The organism is Vibrio sp. 704 (assembly GCF_033339295.1).
In genome coordinates this window covers 165914-181846 of sequence record NZ_JAWOUH010000005.1, presented here as the reverse complement: position 1 = coordinate 181846, position 15933 = coordinate 165914, and the positions used below count along the sequence as shown (strand labels likewise).

The 15933-nt window shown below is 44.5% G+C and carries 12 protein-coding genes; 6 read left to right on the top strand and 6 right to left on the bottom strand.

Features of this window, described 5'->3' with window-relative positions; all coding sequences use genetic code 11:
- Positions 1 to 50 precede the first annotated feature (50 nt).
- Complete coding sequence (locus tag R7R24_RS10395) at positions 51 to 2015, bottom strand: Hsp70 family protein (protein ID WP_172563276.1); 1965 nt, start codon at positions 2013 to 2015, stop codon at positions 51 to 53.
- Positions 2015 to 2647, bottom strand: a complete 633-nt coding sequence (locus R7R24_RS10390; RefSeq protein ID WP_005389474.1) for a DUF2760 domain-containing protein — start codon at positions 2645 to 2647, stop codon at positions 2015 to 2017. Before R7R24_RS10390 ends, R7R24_RS10395 begins: the two co-directional genes overlap by 1 nt.
- 291 nt (positions 2648 to 2938) lie before the next feature.
- Here R7R24_RS10390 and R7R24_RS10385 point away from each other — a divergent pair, with 291 nt between their 5' ends.
- Both R7R24_RS10385 and R7R24_RS10380 read left to right on the top strand, forming a co-directional pair.
- Positions 2939 to 4480, top strand: coding sequence for a sensor domain-containing diguanylate cyclase (locus tag R7R24_RS10385; RefSeq protein ID WP_064376582.1), 1542 nt, complete (start codon positions 2939 to 2941; stop codon positions 4478 to 4480).
- Between the two features lie 83 nt (positions 4481 to 4563).
- Entirely contained in the window at positions 4564 to 5094 is a 531-nt protein-coding gene (locus R7R24_RS10380; RefSeq protein WP_005377684.1) for a 3'-5' exonuclease, read from the top strand.
- A 241-nt stretch (positions 5095 to 5335) separates the two neighbouring features.
- On the opposite strand, the gene R7R24_RS10375 is transcribed toward R7R24_RS10380, so the two are convergent.
- The 3 genes from R7R24_RS10375 to R7R24_RS10365 form a co-directional block, all read right to left on the bottom strand.
- Complete coding sequence (locus R7R24_RS10375) at positions 5336 to 5776, bottom strand: TerB family tellurite resistance protein (protein ID WP_017820644.1); 441 nt, start codon at positions 5774 to 5776, stop codon at positions 5336 to 5338.
- A gap of 190 nt (positions 5777 to 5966) precedes the next feature.
- Complete coding sequence (locus R7R24_RS10370) at positions 5967 to 7907, bottom strand: alkaline phosphatase D family protein (protein WP_064376583.1); 1941 nt, start codon at positions 7905 to 7907, stop codon at positions 5967 to 5969.
- 9 nt (positions 7908 to 7916) lie between these two features.
- Positions 7917 to 8267, bottom strand: a complete 351-nt coding sequence (locus R7R24_RS10365; RefSeq protein ID WP_017634942.1) for a hypothetical protein — start codon at positions 8265 to 8267, stop codon at positions 7917 to 7919.
- A 235-nt stretch (positions 8268 to 8502) separates the two neighbouring features.
- Between R7R24_RS10365 and R7R24_RS10360 the strand changes: the two genes are divergently transcribed.
- Together R7R24_RS10360 and R7R24_RS10355 are read left to right on the top strand one after the other, a co-directional pair.
- Positions 8503 to 9807, top strand: a complete 1305-nt coding sequence (locus R7R24_RS10360) for a MipA/OmpV family protein (protein WP_033905356.1) — start codon at positions 8503 to 8505, stop codon at positions 9805 to 9807.
- 164 nt (positions 9808 to 9971) lie between these two features.
- The gene (locus R7R24_RS10355; protein ID WP_005389458.1) at positions 9972 to 10259 is read left to right on the top strand and encodes a hypothetical protein; all 288 of its coding nucleotides are present in this window, start codon (positions 9972 to 9974) and stop codon (positions 10257 to 10259) included.
- 94 nt (positions 10260 to 10353) lie between these two features.
- Here R7R24_RS10355 and R7R24_RS10350 read toward each other — a convergent pair whose 3' ends face one another.
- Complete coding sequence (locus R7R24_RS10350) at positions 10354 to 10938, bottom strand: FMN-dependent NADH-azoreductase (RefSeq protein ID WP_017820648.1); 585 nt, start codon at positions 10936 to 10938, stop codon at positions 10354 to 10356.
- 185 nt (positions 10939 to 11123) lie between these two features.
- Here R7R24_RS10350 and hrpA point away from each other — a divergent pair, with 185 nt between their 5' ends.
- Positions 11124 to 15110 (top strand): ATP-dependent RNA helicase HrpA, encoded by a 3987-nt coding sequence (hrpA, locus tag R7R24_RS10345; protein ID WP_206946894.1) that lies wholly within the window; start codon positions 11124 to 11126, stop codon positions 15108 to 15110.
- 182 nt (positions 15111 to 15292) lie between these two features.
- A complete protein-coding gene (locus R7R24_RS10340; RefSeq protein ID WP_021033871.1) occupies positions 15293 to 15772 on the top strand; it encodes an outer membrane beta-barrel protein in 480 nt (159 codons plus the stop codon).
- The last annotated feature ends 161 nt before the right edge of the window (positions 15773 to 15933 follow it).

Below are 15933 nucleotides of genomic sequence, written 5' to 3'. Positions count from 1 at the left end.
CCTTCGTGTATTTAAAAACGGCACCCGATTGGATGCCGTTTGACTTCTAATTATTGTTCTTCGTTTGAGTCACTTTTCGCGTCTTCGCGCACATCGAACTCAACATGCCATTTTTGCCCGTTATCTGCGGCGATGGCTTCTAAGTAAAGCGTGCCAAGCTCTGTGACGCGAGAAGCAAGAGTTACTGGAACCACTTCACCTTCACGACGACCTTCAGATACAGGCAGCGTTACTTGGATTTCTGGTAGCTCTTCAAGCTCTTCTGGTGCCCAGTAGTCTAGGTGAGTACCTGCTAGGTCATCACGACGAACCGTTGAGCCGAAGAATTGGAAGTTAACTGGCTGGCCGATGATCAAACCAAACTCTTGGCTTGGTACGTCAACGCTTGAGCCTTCTTCCATACCAAATGGTGCAACACAAAGTGCTTCCATTGGCGGCGCCATGCCCGGAATAGCTGGCATCGCACTTTCGATACCCACGTAGTACGCCGAAGCAATACCACCACGGATACGAACGCCCTGACCACGACGCACAGAGCCGTAGTAAGCCGCACCGCTAGCAACTGCAAGGTCTAGATCCACACCTGTTAGGCGTTTTGCCATTTCTGCATCTGCTTCTAGTAGCCATTCGTTGATCGTGTCTTCTAGACGAGTTGCTAGAAGTTTCGATTTCAGAACACCACCGTTGAATAGGATTGCGGTTGGCTTGATGAAGTCAGCTGACTGCGCTGCATCCGAACCTGGCATACCAGGCATGTTAGCGAATGGGTTGAAATCTTGAGCTGCTGCTTCTGCGCCATTTCCTGAAGTAGAAAGAGCATTGGCTTGCTTAGACAAGAACGCTGCAATGTGACGAGTAATGCCTGCATCTTGTGCGTAAGGCAGACCCATTTGCGTTAGTGCTCCACGGTTACGTTGAACAGGGTGGTCAGTAATTGCAACTTGAGGGAAGAAGCCATCAACCAGTGTTTGTTGTACTTCTTCTTGAGTCAGTTCTGTTTTCAGCGTTGCGCCAAGCAGTTTAGAACCACGGCTTGGTACTACGATTGGCACTGACTGAAGTTCGCTGTCGTTCAATAACGCTTCTTTCGCGTCACGACATGCGTGTGTCATTGCCTGAACTTGCCATGGCTGTAGCTCTTTGCCTTCTTGCGCTAGCTTCATCTTCAAGCGGTACGCAAGTGCAAGATCCATGTTGTCACCGCCAAGTAGGATGTGTTCGCCTACCGCGATACGGTTCAGAGTTAGGTTGCCGTCGTCTTCAGTTACTTCAACCAAAGAAAGGTCGGTTGTACCACCACCGATATCGACCACAAGCACGATGTCGCCAACTTCAACTTCGTCGCGCCATTTGTCGTTGCTGTTATCGATCCAGTTGTAAAGTGCAGCTTGTGGCTCTTCTAGAAGTGTTAGGTGCACAAAACCAACGTTGCGTGCTGCTTCTGCAGTTAGATCGCGAGCAGCAGGATCAAAAGAAGCAGGAACCGTAATGGTTACGTCTTGATCGGCAAGGTTGTGATTTGGGTTCGCGTGATTCCAAGCGTCTTTTAGGTGCTCTAGGTAAAGCTCTGTCGCACGAAGAGGGGATACTTTTTCCACTTCTTCTGGGCTACCTGCTGGCAGGAAAGCATCACGACGGTTCACACCTGCGTGGCAAAGCCAAGATTTCGCACTTGCAACAAGACGAATTGGTGTTTTTGAACCTAGGTTACGTGCAATTGCACCAACTAGAGCTTTTGGCTCGCTCGACCACGGAAGAACGCGTGATTGCGGGTTCATTTCGTGTTCGTGCGGCTGGTAAAGGAAAGAGCCTAATTGGCTGCGAGTCTCTACCGTACCCGGCGCAGTCAACTGCGGGATTGGCATCACTTCAACGCGAGCGTCTTCGTTGTGTGTATCAACAAAAGACATGACACAGTGTGTTGTACCTAAGTCGATACCAACACTGAATTTAGGTGTCTGTTGAGTTTCAACAGACGCTTCTTGAGAATGGTTTTCTTGGTTCATGTGTTCCATTACAGCTCAACCTCAGCTGGAGCGATCACAGAAGCATCGTAGTTCTCAGCAAGTTTAGGCAACGTCATTGATGTTGCTTTCCAGCCTTTGTGAACTAGCGTGCCGTTGAATGGCGCGCTGCCTGTTACGTTGCCAGTTAGGCGGATTTCTTGTGGGTTGAAGCCTTCTTCAACCGTAATGCGAGTTTCTTCGTCTTCGTTACGAACATGCGCTAGCGTCACGTAGTCGTTCAGTACTTTCTGACCGCCAGTGTGGATTACGCGAGCGGCTGCGCCTACTTCTTCATCAGAGAATGACGTTAGGTCTTCTTTTAGGAAGTCAATCAGGCGAGCTTCTTGTTGCATGATAGAAAGCAGCTGCATTGCAGAGTCCGTTGACGCGGTTGCAAGTTTTGATTCAACTTCCACCACTTTTTCAACGACTTTCTCTACTTCCACTACTTTTTCTACTTCAACGATCTTCTCAACTGGTTTCTCAACCTCGACGATTTTCTCGACTGGTTTTTCTACCACTTTCTCGACCACTTTTGATTTGCGCGACACTGCAACTAGAAGAAGCAAAACGCTCGATGCGGTTAGGCCAGCGTGAAGCATATCGAACGTTTGAGGAATTAGGTTCAAATCAATGTTCATGACGTTTTTTCTCTTTCTATTGATTTATTGGTGCTCAGTATTGGCTCATATTTGTTCACTAAAACGATCGTCTTTGCGATCTTGCACCAAGTTTAGACATTAAAATGATGACGGATGGTAGCATATTCAAGGCTTAAGGCTGTAATAATTCGTGACTATACCGTACGAACAGCGTGAAAAATCGACGATCAGACTCCCCAATATAGGTTGTTGCTTGATGTTTGTGCATTGCTAACGCAGTATTTCAATAGATCCCGAAGTTTAACTTACGGAAGTATCAAAAATTACGATATGACACAAAGCACCGCTCATAAGAGCTTTATAAAACGACATTCAGACTCTATTTTAGCTTTTTTGGCGACTTTATGTGTCACTGCTGGTGTAGTTGGTGCTGCTTATACAATGCAGCAACGGTATACACAGACTACGTTTGATACTTTAGCCGACCGACAAGCAGAATCACTTAAAGCAAACGTCGAGAATGATCTAAAGTTCATTGGTGCGGGCGCAAACTTTTTCCATTCGATTGAGCGAAGCTATTGGCCATCGTTTCCGATGTATGCGGAACAAGTGATTAACAGCTCGCGAAGTCTCATTGGACTTCAATGGATGCAAAAGGTCGAATTCGAAGATCTTGATGAACATATTTTAAAGACCCGTCAAAAATTTCCAAACTTCCAACCGTTTACCGTTCCTAAAGATGGTCCCAAAACCTACGGGTACATTTTTGAACACAATGAGCCAATTTTCATCGCGTCGGATATCTACCCAAGAACACCGGAAAACCTTTCTCTATTGGGTTTCTATTTTTCGCGCAAACGCTTCGATTTAATCTTGGATGATATTTCCGAAAATGGGCGAGCGAATGTCTCGGATAAAGTTCGCTTACTGCAAGATGGTTATGACAAGTCCATACCTAAGACTGGGTTGCTGGTGTTCCATCCAGTGTTCGATTTCGAGAACAAATATTTATTAGGAGTAGTGACCGGTGTTATCCGAAGTACGGTTTACTTTGAGGATTTGATTACGAAAACCGCGACGGAGCTCGATATGTCGGTGCGCGTAGAAGACTTGGGATTCGACGCAGCAGATGACCCTGTTCTCTTTCAAAGTGCTAGCTGGGATAACATTCGAGGAACCGTTATAAGCCGAACCATTCAACTGCCTAACCGTGAATGGCGTATTGACTTTAAACTTTCTGACGCAGTCTCAGCTTGGGAGCGTTCTATTTTAGCGGGCACGACGCTAGCCGGATTGGTAATCGCCTTTTTGATCAGTTGGATTGTGAATTTACAGTCTCGAGAAAAAGAGCGCTTAGCGGTCATGTTGGAGCTCAAAACCGTTGAATTAAAAAGAATGGCAGAGCGAGACCCTCTAACTCAACTACTGAATCGCCGAGCCTTCAACGATCACTTGCTTAATCAGATAAACAAAGGTGTTAACTTCGCCTTGGTTGGTTTTGATATCGACCACTTCAAAGTGATTAATGACAAACACGGCCATTTAGGTGGAGATGAAGCGTTGCAACATGTCACTAAGCTGGTCAGTGCTAATTTAAAACCGGGAGATAAGTTTTACCGCGCTGGTGGTGACGAGTTTTGTATTATTTCTAAAGTCATTGATAGAGCGGTGCTAGAAGCTTACCTAGAAAAGTTACGGAGTGTTGTGGCAAGTACAGCTTTTGATTATGGTGATGCGTCGATCATCTGTACGTTGAGTATCGGTGCGGTTATCCATAAAGAAGAAGATCCTGAGAGCTTGTATCACAAAATGGACAGTCAACTCTATTTGAGTAAAAAAAACGGCCGTAATTATGTGTCGATCGGCGATTAAATGGGCGCACAAATTCGAGTTTTACGCCGTGTTACGATAGAATCGCACGCTTTAAATTTTTATGTTAGGAACCAAGGCAAACTATGAACCATAACCGTATTGTATGCTTCGATTTAGAAATGTGTTGCTGGAACGAAAATGGCGTCGGCAGCACGGGTGAAATTATCGAAGTGGGGTTAGCTGAAATAGATTTGTCTAAAGGTGAGATAGTCAAGCGTGCTCAATACTACGTGAAACCAGAACACGATGAAGTCTCTCTATTTTGCGCTGAGTTAACGGGCATCACACCACGTAAGATTGAAAAACAAGGACGCCCACTAGAAGAAGTGCTTAAATCCATGGTTAAGAACTTCGGTGGTCGCAACAAAATCTTTGCATCTTGGGGGCGAGATGACCTCATTCTTCTAGAAGAGTGTAAGCAAAAAGGTATTGAAGCACCATTCACAGAGTTCATCAACTTAGCGACACTCTACCGTATTCAAAATCGTCTTAAAGATAAACGTATAGGCCATCGAGCCGCTCAAGAAGCAAAAGGAATAGACTGGGAAGGGCGTCAACACTCTGGCTATGTAGATGCATACAACTTAGCTAAGCTTGCTTTGACCATGTTTTAGTTATTCGAACCTAGCTAGCTTGTAATTAAATTATCATCCAACCATTGTTGTTTTGTCATGCAGTCTGTTTAGTGTGGAAAGAGCTAAACACATACCTTGACCAGTATTTTAATAACAATGTCGTTGGCTTATTGAAAAACGCGCAGAGTGCGCGTTTTTTTATGGCTACAGAAGCGATATCTGTTGTCATCCTAGGGGTAGCTTAGAGTTAGCCAGCGACTTATATACTCATCTCGTCACTTTACTGAGACTGTAACTTCGCTCGAATGAACTCGCTGTGATCAACATAGAGTAGCTCTGCTGTTTTACGGATCACCGCGTCTTCTAGCGGGTCAATTTCGCCGTCTGCGTAAGCGACTTCCCACATGCTTTTGATTAAGTTGTAACGAGTTTCTTGAGTCAGTTCTCTTAGTTGAGAGGTAAAGTCGTACAGCGAAGCGGAATCTTTTATTTTCTGTTGCGCTTGCTCTAACAAAGTATTTGATTCTTCTTCATTTAACGACAGCAGTTTCATCAATAAAGAGCGCTTTGTTTCTTGTTCTCTATCATCGACACTATGGTCTGCACCAGAAACTTCACAAAGCAAACACGCGATAGCCATGTTAGGGGAAAGTGTGTTGGTTTGGCTTAAATCAGAGCCATCAATGAGTTGTTTAAATAATGATGTGAGAGAATTAAACATAATGAACACCGAGCTATTGTTTATTTGGTTAACATGGTAATAAATACGGAAGATCTCAAGGTGCGATACCAAATTTAGCACGCCGTTGACATTTAAGAACGGCCACTTTCTCCCCAAAAAAACCTAAACTCCTGAGTTAGTTCAAGGTGACTTGCCTCTTACAAAGGGCAAGTCATTTTGGGATTGATACTCAGCTTTCAGCACGTGTCGGTGGAAAATGAACTTCGTCACCATCACTCGTCAGAATACTAATTTGACTTGGTTTGCCTTCATCATCAAGGCGTAGCTCACCAATGGCACTATGGTTAACCAAGCGATAAAAGTTGTGCGTACTTGGTGCGCGTTTGTAAATCTTGAGTCGTTTACGTTTTGTGAACCAGTTTAAAGGTGAGCGAGGGCTGTATAGCAGTCTATCTAGGCCATCACACATATTGAGCAGTTGTGTAGGGAACTGATTTTTAATTCCACTACAGGTGATTTGATAGATATTCGGACTGTTTTTTCGATAGCGGAGCTTAATATCGTATGCAAAAGAGTAGTGCACGTCGCCAGAGAGAATAACAAAGTTAGTTGGTGTCTTTGTGTGTGTGAAAATACTAATAAGAGTATTCGCACTTCCGGGGTGAGCCATCCAGTTTTCAGCATCAACCATCAATGGTTTACCAAGCATGGTCACCACACGTTGTAGTGCTTCGATAAATTTCACACCAAACATTGGCGCGGCAGAAACAATAACAACCTTGTCTTGATGCACGAGCTCCTGATGGAACTCAATCATCGCTTCCCAGTCCATTAAGCCAGAAGGTTTGTTCATTTTAGACTCAGAACGCCAGCGTCTGGTTCGTGTATCTAGCACGACAACTTTTGGTGTCGTAGGAATGGTGTAGTGCCAATTCTCAAAGCGATACAAATATTGAATAAATGCATCTTGGGTTTGCGAGGTTCGCTCATCGATAAAGCGTTGAGCGAGGCTCATAAATTCATCATTGAATTTTTCTGGCGCATTTCCCCAACCTTGGCAAAGCCAGTAAGCAATCAAGCTATTACCGATAATGCGTTTTGCAAACGTGTTGCTGTATGCGGCTTGTTCCCAGCCTATGGTGAGATTCCAATCGTCGGTGACATCGTGATCATCAAAAATCATATAGGTTGGAATGTGAGCGAGTAAGCGTTGAACCTTGTCCAGACCTGCGACGAATTTATCAATTTGCTTTTTTTCTTCGCGCCATTGCTGCTGCCATTTGGGTTCAAGAACTTCTCCGCCGACAGTAAATTCGTTTTCTAACAAACGATCCGTTCGAACAAGCTTCCACAAGGTCGGAGACCAAACCAATAAGTACATTGCAAAGCACTCAGCAAAGCTTATTAGGTGATTCTCACACTCTTTGGCGCTGAATATTGGTGTCCCTCGGTGTGGAAAAAACTTACTTAGTAAACTGTCATCACTCACATAATGAGGCAACAATTTATCTCGACCATAATAGCAAGCAGGGTGTTGGTAGAGCTCATTGGTATTTTTTATCGGAGCTTGATCGAATTCTTCGCCTGGCAAACCCAATAAAGCTATGGCTTGCTCAATGGCATCGAGAGTGGGGCCTGCAACATGGTCTGCATAGATTTGATCACCACTCATGATGAGCATATCCGGTCTTTCTTCAATGGATTGAGACGCGATTTTATGATCCGCAGCGACCAATGTATCATCACTGAAGTGATGGGGATTACGGCAAGAGCCATGTAGGAGATAATCCGCTTTTTCACTAACGAGGAACTCAATACCCAAGTTTGGCGTATTATCTCGCTCATAAGTCAGGTGAGGGAGCAGTTCCGTCACTAATCCATATTGCGTTTTTATTTGATAGCGTAACGCTTGATGGGTTGGAAACTCGCCTTCTAATTTAAGTAAGCAACACCACGCATTGAGGCCGATTTGAAGCTGTTCTTTTTGTTCACTTAAAGGGGCTTGATAAAGGATGGAGGCATTTTCATCCGTAATTTGCACCATACCCTCCAAGCGTTGGGTGGTGACTAGCCAAATATTGATTTCAGTTGCGGTCACTTTACGTAGGATCGGACCTGCAACGACAAGAGGAAGTGAAGAAATTTCAGTCGTGTTCATCAATGCTGGCAAAACGGCTCCTTATGTGTCAGCTTCTTCTTCTAATATTTCGATAACTTGCGAGCTACTAAGTTCATGTCCCATAAGGAACAAACCAAGCATCGCATCGGCTTTTGACGCGTTATTACTGTCTTCATCCAAAATTTGCTGAAGCCGAGTTCTAATTAGGTCGATTTCGTGTTCGACGAAGCCACGCCCTTCTTCGTCACCTTGACCATCTTCTGGTGCATTATCAAAGTGCAAAAACAACATGTCACCATCGAGTTGAGTCCCTATCAACCTCTCTGGCAGCCATGCTTCTCCCATCACAATGTCTGGGTCTGTGTCTGCGGGTAAATGATTCAAGGTAGAGATGAGTTCTGATGCTTTCACTTTTTACTTCATTATGTTTGATTTAGAACTAAGCTAGAGTTTAAGCGCTTGTTGTAATGGTAAAATATTCGCAAACAAGCTCACCTAGTCGTGCAATATTAATATGATCTTGGGACTCAAACTGTCACGAGGATGACAACATTTGCCATTGTAACGGCTATCATCAGCAGAACATAAGCTTTTAATGGCAAATCATTGATGTTTGCCTGCTTCTCAACCAACATTTTTCGAACTCATGAAGAGATTAATTCTAACAACACTCGCTTTACCTTTAGCTGCGGCAGTTTCTTCTGCGCATGGTGCAGACGAACAAACGTGGGGGATTGCTGCGATGTATCGCACAGCATCGATTCCGTTTTACACCGCCGATAATGACTCTACGGTGAGTACATTTGTACCAATGATGTTCTTTGAAAACGAACATGTGTATATCAATGGCATTGAAGGTGGCGCTTTTTTGTATAACGAGAGTGATTCCGACTGGCGCGCGAGCGCACTCATGCGATTGAGATTTGTCGATATTCCCATGTCGCTACAAAATGCTAATGAAGGGGACAGAGTCGATTTCGGTGGGCAAGTGCGTTATAGCATTAACGACACTTGGCGCGCAGAAGTAGAGTTGATGACGGACGACGAACTCCAGTTTCACTCTAATTACCGCCTTGCTGCCAATTATGTATTTGGTGATTGGGAATTAGAGCCATCGATTACGATTCGATACAAAGACGCTGATTTCAATAGTGAATATTATTCCTTTAAGGATATTACTGGCGAGAGAATTGGAGCTGGGCTTGACACCAATCTTGGTATTAAAGCGCGTTACCATGTAACTTCAAATTTGTATTTATTGGGTGAGACGAGTGTTACTCGCTTAGATGATAACGCCTACAACAGTCAGCTTGTAGAAGATCGATATCAGGGAGAAGTGTTTGTCGGTTTTGGCTTTTTCAACGATAAAAGCAAAGCTCCGAAACCGACACTGAGCAATAAAGCATATCTACGTATTGCGCATGGTTGGGCGACGCCTTCGAACATCGGTGAAATATTTAGCTTTGAGAGAGAAAAAGACCCATACGACAATCAACTTACTTCATTGTTTTATGGGCATCCATTAACGGATGAGCTGTTTGGTTTTCCTCTTGATATTTATTTAACGCCAGGGTTGGTTCATCACTGGTCGTCCAGTGTTCAGTCTGCGAGCACAGAATACGTCATGGCGATTAAGGCTTATTATACGGTTAATTGGCCTACGACTTGGCGATTTGGTGTAGCGGAAGGTGTGTCATACATTGATAGCATTACCTATATTGAAGGCACAGAAATGGAAGACAAGGGTTATACACCAAGCAAGTTGCTCAACTACTTAGATTTCTCGTTTGATGTCAATGTAGGCGATCTCTTCAACCAAAAGAGCTGGAACAATATGTGGGTGGGCTATTCATTGCATCACCGCTCGGCGATTTTTGAAAGCGCTTCCCAGTTTGGGCGAATTAAAGGTGGGAGTAACTACAATACTATTTATTTCCAGTTCGAGTTTTAGCGCATCGCGAGATGCATATAAGTCGGATTTGCAACTGACTTATTTATCGCCCATTATGAGTAATGATGAATAATACTATGCTGCTTTCAACGAGAAATTTCGTATATCGTGCCAGAGTTAAGGCTGTTTGTGATGCATCTGATGAATCGGATGGGATGAGCACCATGAGTATCGACTCCTCATTCAATCTTCAAATTGAAGCGATAAATTGTACCAACGCTGAATTTGCCAAACGCTTTTTTGCCATTCACGGAGAAGGGCACTTGGAGGGCGATGAATGGTTGGTGTTGTACGTCAACTCTCTTGACGTTAAGGCGGGAGACAATATAGAAATCCGTAGCGATGTCGCGTTTAATGCGATGATCGAGAATATGATAAGCGAAGCTGAGCGGTCTTTAGAAAAAGTCTACCTTGATGCAATACGCAACTTGGAGAAAGTGAATCGTTTTTGACGATGTAAGAGACCCTATAAATACGATTAAGGCATCAGGATCCAAAAAGGGATTGGCGCGAACCAATCCCTTTTGTATTCTGGTTTATTCTAACTTACGCCATTGTTGCAAGTTGGCTTTGCGCTTCTGAAATGCCTTTTGCAGCCGCATCTTCACCCATGTTTAGCGCTTCTGCGTAAACAAATTCCACATCAGTGATTCCTACAAAACCCAGCACAGTGCGTAGGTATGGCGTAACGTTGTCAGTTGGTGAATCTTTATGGATACCACCGCGAGTCGTTACTACAATCGCCTTTTTACCTTCAATCAAACCTTGAACGCCGTTTTCTGTGTATTTGAATGTCACGCCTGCACGAGCAATCAAATCAATCCAGTTTTTAAGCTGAGTCGGGATGGTGAAGTTGTACATTGGAGCGGCAATAACCAAAGTGTCTGCGGCCTTTACTTCTTCAATAAGGGTGTCAGACAAGTCGACCACCGCTTGCTGTTCTTGTGAAAGATCTTCCGTAGCGCGCAGTGCAGTCGCAACGGCGAAGTCCAAAACAGGTAGAGGGTTTGCAGCCAAATCACGAACAGTAAGCTTGTCTTGGTCTACATTTTTGATGAAGTTTTCAACCAATTTGTTTGATTGAGAGTAATCGCCAAGGATGCTTGATTTTAGAGCTAGTACACGAGACATAATGGTTATTCCTTAAATAAGTGCTTTCGACTATGGGAGCTATTATAAGCAACGTAAGTGAGTTCAAAAGCCTAGCGATTCGCTGAACATGTTCGAAAAAATTGAATGAGCTTTCGGTTATCTTGTTACAGATCTTGTGTGATACAATCCGCGCAGTTTTTGTAATGAAAAGAATAGGAAACGCTTTGACTTCGTCACAGCCCCCAAAAAAGAATCTAGCTGAAGAGCAAGCGACACCGTCAAATGGTGCGCAAAAAGCGACAGCGAAACAAGCTCAAACACCTCAGGCTCAAGTGAATAGTGCTGCATCTCTGCGTAAAGCGCTGAATCAGTGCATGATGCGCGACCGTTTCCGCTTGAGTAAACGTATTTCTGGTGCAAGCAAAATTAAGAAGGACGCAGCGCGTAATGCTGTGTTCGACGAAATCGCATTAGACATCGCCCAATCCATGATGGTTGTGGAGCAACGTAGTAGCTACAAACCAACGATTGAATACCCTGAAATTCTTCCAGTCAGCCAAAAACGCGACGATATTGCGAAAGCGATCGAAGAAAACCAAGTGGTTATCGTCGCGGGTGAAACCGGTTCAGGTAAAACCACTCAGCTACCCAAAATCTGTGCTGAGCTTGGTCGCGGTAAATTTGGTCTGATTGGTCATACTCAGCCTCGTCGTCTTGCAGCGCGTTCGGTTGCTAACCGTATTGCCGAAGAGATGGAAACCAAGCTTGGTGAGTTTGTTGGTTACAAGGTTCGATTCAACGATCAGATCTCTGAAAATACCCAAATCAAATTGATGACGGACGGTATCTTGCTAGCTGAAATTCAGCATGACCGTTTCTTGAATCAATACGACACCATCATTATCGATGAAGCGCACGAGCGCAGCCTCAACATCGATTTCATCTTGGGTTACTTGAAAGAGTTGCTGCCACGTCGTCCTGATTTGAAAGTGATCATCACGTCGGCAACCATCGACCCAGAACGCTTCTCAAAACACTTCAACAATGCACCAATCATTGAAGTATCGGGTCGTACTTACCCAGTAGAAACACGTTACCGCCCACTAAGCGGTGATGACGACAATGATCGTGACCAGCTTGAAGGCATCTTCGAAGCGGTAGATGAACTGTGCGATGAAGGTTTAGGTGACATCCTGATTTTCATGAACGGTGAACGTGAAATCCGTGATACCGCAGATGCATTGTCCAAACGTAATCTGAAGAGCACGGAAATTGTGCCGCTTTACGCGCGTTTGTCGGCAGGTGAGCAGAATAAGATTTTCCAACCTCACACTGGTCGCCGAATTGTACTGGCAACCAACGTGGCAGAAACCTCGCTAACTGTTCCGGGCATTAAATACGTTATCGACCCGGGTACGGCGCGTATCAGTCGATACAGTTACCGTACTAAGGTTCAGCGTCTTCCAATCGAGCCAGTTTCTCAGGCGAGTGCGAACCAGCGTAAAGGTCGTTGTGGTCGTGTGGAAGAGGGTATCTGTATTCGTCTGTACTCAGAGGAAGATTTTGAGTCGCGCCCAGAGTTTACTGATCCTGAAATCCTGCGTACCAACCTAGCGTCGGTTATCTTGCAAATGACGGCACTTGGTTTGGGTGATATTCAAGCGTTTCCATTTGTGGAAGCACCGGATAAACGTAACATCCAAGACGGCGTACGTTTGCTGGAAGAGCTTGGTGCGATTAACTCTGAGGTAAAAGACCCGAAAAAACGCCTGACTTCCATTGGTCGCCAATTAGCGCGTTTGCCAATCGATCCGCGCTTGGCGCGTATGGTATTGGAAGCACCAAAATATGGTGCGCTTAAAGAAGTGATGATCATTGCAGCGGCCTTGTCGATTCAAGATCCACGCGAGCGTCCTTCCGACAAACAACAATCGTCAGACGATAAACATCGTCGCTTCTTCCATGAAGAGTCGGACTTCCTGACATTTGTGAATTTGTGGGAATACATCCAAAAGCAGCAAAAAGCCTTGTCTAGCAATCAGTTCCGCAAACAGTGTAAGCAAGACTATTTGAACTACTTGCGCGTTCGCGAGTGGCAAGACGTGTACTTCCAAATTCATCAGTCGATGCGTGAGATGGAGTTCAAGCTTAACGATGAGCCCGCTTCTTACCATGGCGTACACAGTGCCATTTTGGTTGGTTTGCTGTCGCACATCGGCATGAAAGACCAAGAAAAGAATGAATATCAAGGCGCGCGTAATGCTCGTTTCCATATCTTCCCTGCATCAGGTCTATTCAAGAAACAGCCTAAGTGGATCATGTCTGCTGAGTTGGTGGAAACCTCAAAACTTTGGGGTCGTATCATCGCAAAGATTCAGCCAGAATGGATTGAACCGTTAGCTAAACACCTTATTAAACGTAGTTACAGCGAACCACATTGGTCGAAGAAACGCGCTGCGGTGATGGCGCACGAAAAAGTGATGCTTTACGGCGTACCAATCGTACCGAAACGCTTGGTCAACTACGGCAGTATCGATTCGACCGTAAGTCGCGAAATCTTCATTCGTAGTGCATTGGTTGAGGGGGAATGGGAAACCAAACACGCGTTCTTTAAGCAAAACCGTAAGCTTCTGCAAGAAGTGGAAGAGCTTGAGCATAAATCTCGTCGTCGTGACATCTTGGTGGATGATGATGAGCTGTTTGATTTCTATGACCAACGTGTTGGTACTGAAGTCGTTTCTGGCAAACACTTCGATACGTGGTGGAAAAAGGCATCTAAAGAAAATCCGGAACTGCTGAACTTTGAAAAAGAGATGCTGTTCAAGGGTGATGCTAGCCATGTGACCGATTTGGATTACCCGAACTTCTGGCATCAAAATGGTTTGAAGCTCAAATTGAGTTACCAATTTGAACCAGGCGATGATAGTGACGGTGTCACAGTGCATTTGCCGTTGCCGATTTTAAACCAAGTTGAACCAGCGGGTTTTGATTGGCAGATCCCAGGTTTACGCCATGAGCTTGTGGTTAGCTTGATTAAATCGTTGCCAAAGACAATTCGTAAGAACTTTGTGCCTGCGCCAAACTATGCCGATGCATTCTTAGCACGTGTCACGCCAATGGAAGCGCCGCTGCTAGATTCATTAGAGAAAGAGTTGCGACGCATGACGGGCGTAGAGGTACTGCGTGAAGACTGGAACTTGGAACAAGTACCTGAGCACTTGAAAGTCACGTTTCGTGCGGTTGATCACCGAAATCGTAAATTGAAGGAAAACAAAGACCTTCATGAACTGAAAGAAAGTTTGAAAGACAAAGTTCAAGAAACGCTTTCCAAAGTTGCGGATGACGATATCGAACAGCAAGGTCTGCATACGTGGAGTTTTGGCGAATTGCCGAAAGTGTATCAACAAAAACGTGGCGGCTACGATGTAAAAGCGTATCCGGCGCTTGTTGATACCAAAGACAGCGTTGAAATCAAACTCTACGAAACGGAGTACGAGCAGATAACGGCAATGCGTGCTGGTCAGCGTCGCCTAATTTTATTGAACGTACCGTCGCCAATTAAATATTTGCACGCCAACTTACCGAACAAATCGAAGTTGGGTTTGTATTTTAACCCTTACGGCAAAGTGCTTGATCTGATTGATGACTGTATCGCCTGTGGTGTCGATAAGCTTATTGAAGAGCAGGGTGGCTTAGTTTGGGAGCCAGAGAAGTTCGAAGCATTGAAAGAACACGTTCGTGCTGAATTGGGTGACACCGTTGTAGAGATCGCTCAACAGGTTGAGACTATTCTGACCACGGCGTTTAGCATCAATAAGAAGCTAAAAGGCAAGATCGACTTCACAATGGCGTTTGCTCTGTCCGATATCAAAGCACAAATTGAAGGCTTGATCTTCAAAGGCTTTGCAACGGAATGTGGCTGGAAACGCTTGCCGGATATTCTTCGCTACATGCGCGCGATAGAGCGTCGTATGGAGAAGTTGCCAATCGATCCAAACAAAGATCGTTTACATATGCTGAAGATTGAATCTGTGACTCAAGACTATAAAGAGTTGCTGAACAAGATCCCGAAAGGTGTGGCCATTCCTGAAAATGTAAAAGAAGTGCGTTGGATGATTGAAGAACTTCGCGTGAGTTACTTTGCTCAACAATTAGGCACTCCTTATCCTGTTTCTGATAAACGAGTCAAAAACGCGATTGATGCTTGCTAATCAACCAGTAAAATAGTGTCAGATTTGTAATTATCGCTTAAGAAGTTGCTGGTACACTAATTGCTAGTAACTCAATAAGCATTATTTTTTAGTTCTGGGAGGCAATAGTTCGCCTCCCTTTATTTGTAGTACCAACGACTGAGTTATGCAGACGTGGGAATAATAAAGAGTAAAGGTAGATGATGAAAAAAACTCTATTAGCAGTGGCGCTACTTGGCGCATCTTCTGCGGCAATGGCGGATTCTTGGATTTACGGTGGTGCAACAGTAGGTCAGTCTGACTACAAAGGTGAGACGGACACATCATACTCTGTTCACGTTGGTACAGGCATTCTACCTATCATTGGTGTTGAAGCTGGTGTAACACAACACGGTGAGTTCAACGTAAATGGTCAAGACACTAAGCTAACTTCTTACTACGCAGCACTTAAGCCAAGTATCGACTTCGGTCCGCTACACGTGTACGCAAAAGGTGGTTTCCATCAGTGGGACAAAAAAGTGAAAGGCGGCAAAGACGATGACGATTTGGACCTAATGTACGGTGTAGGTGCTGAGTACTTCATTTTTGGCCCAATGTCTGTTGGTGCTAGCTACATGAACTACACTGCTGGTAAAGACGATATCAGCACGTTCTCTGTTAACGCAACACTACATTTCCTATAAGCGTCAAGCTTTCTAACACCATATGAAACACACCGGCTTTATGTCGGTGTTTTTTTGTCTGGAAGTCACAAAACAAAAGTTGAACATAAATTATTCACTTTTAGAGTCTTAAAATGCCTATGCTTTCCAATATATAGTGGCGATTAAATGCGCATATTTGC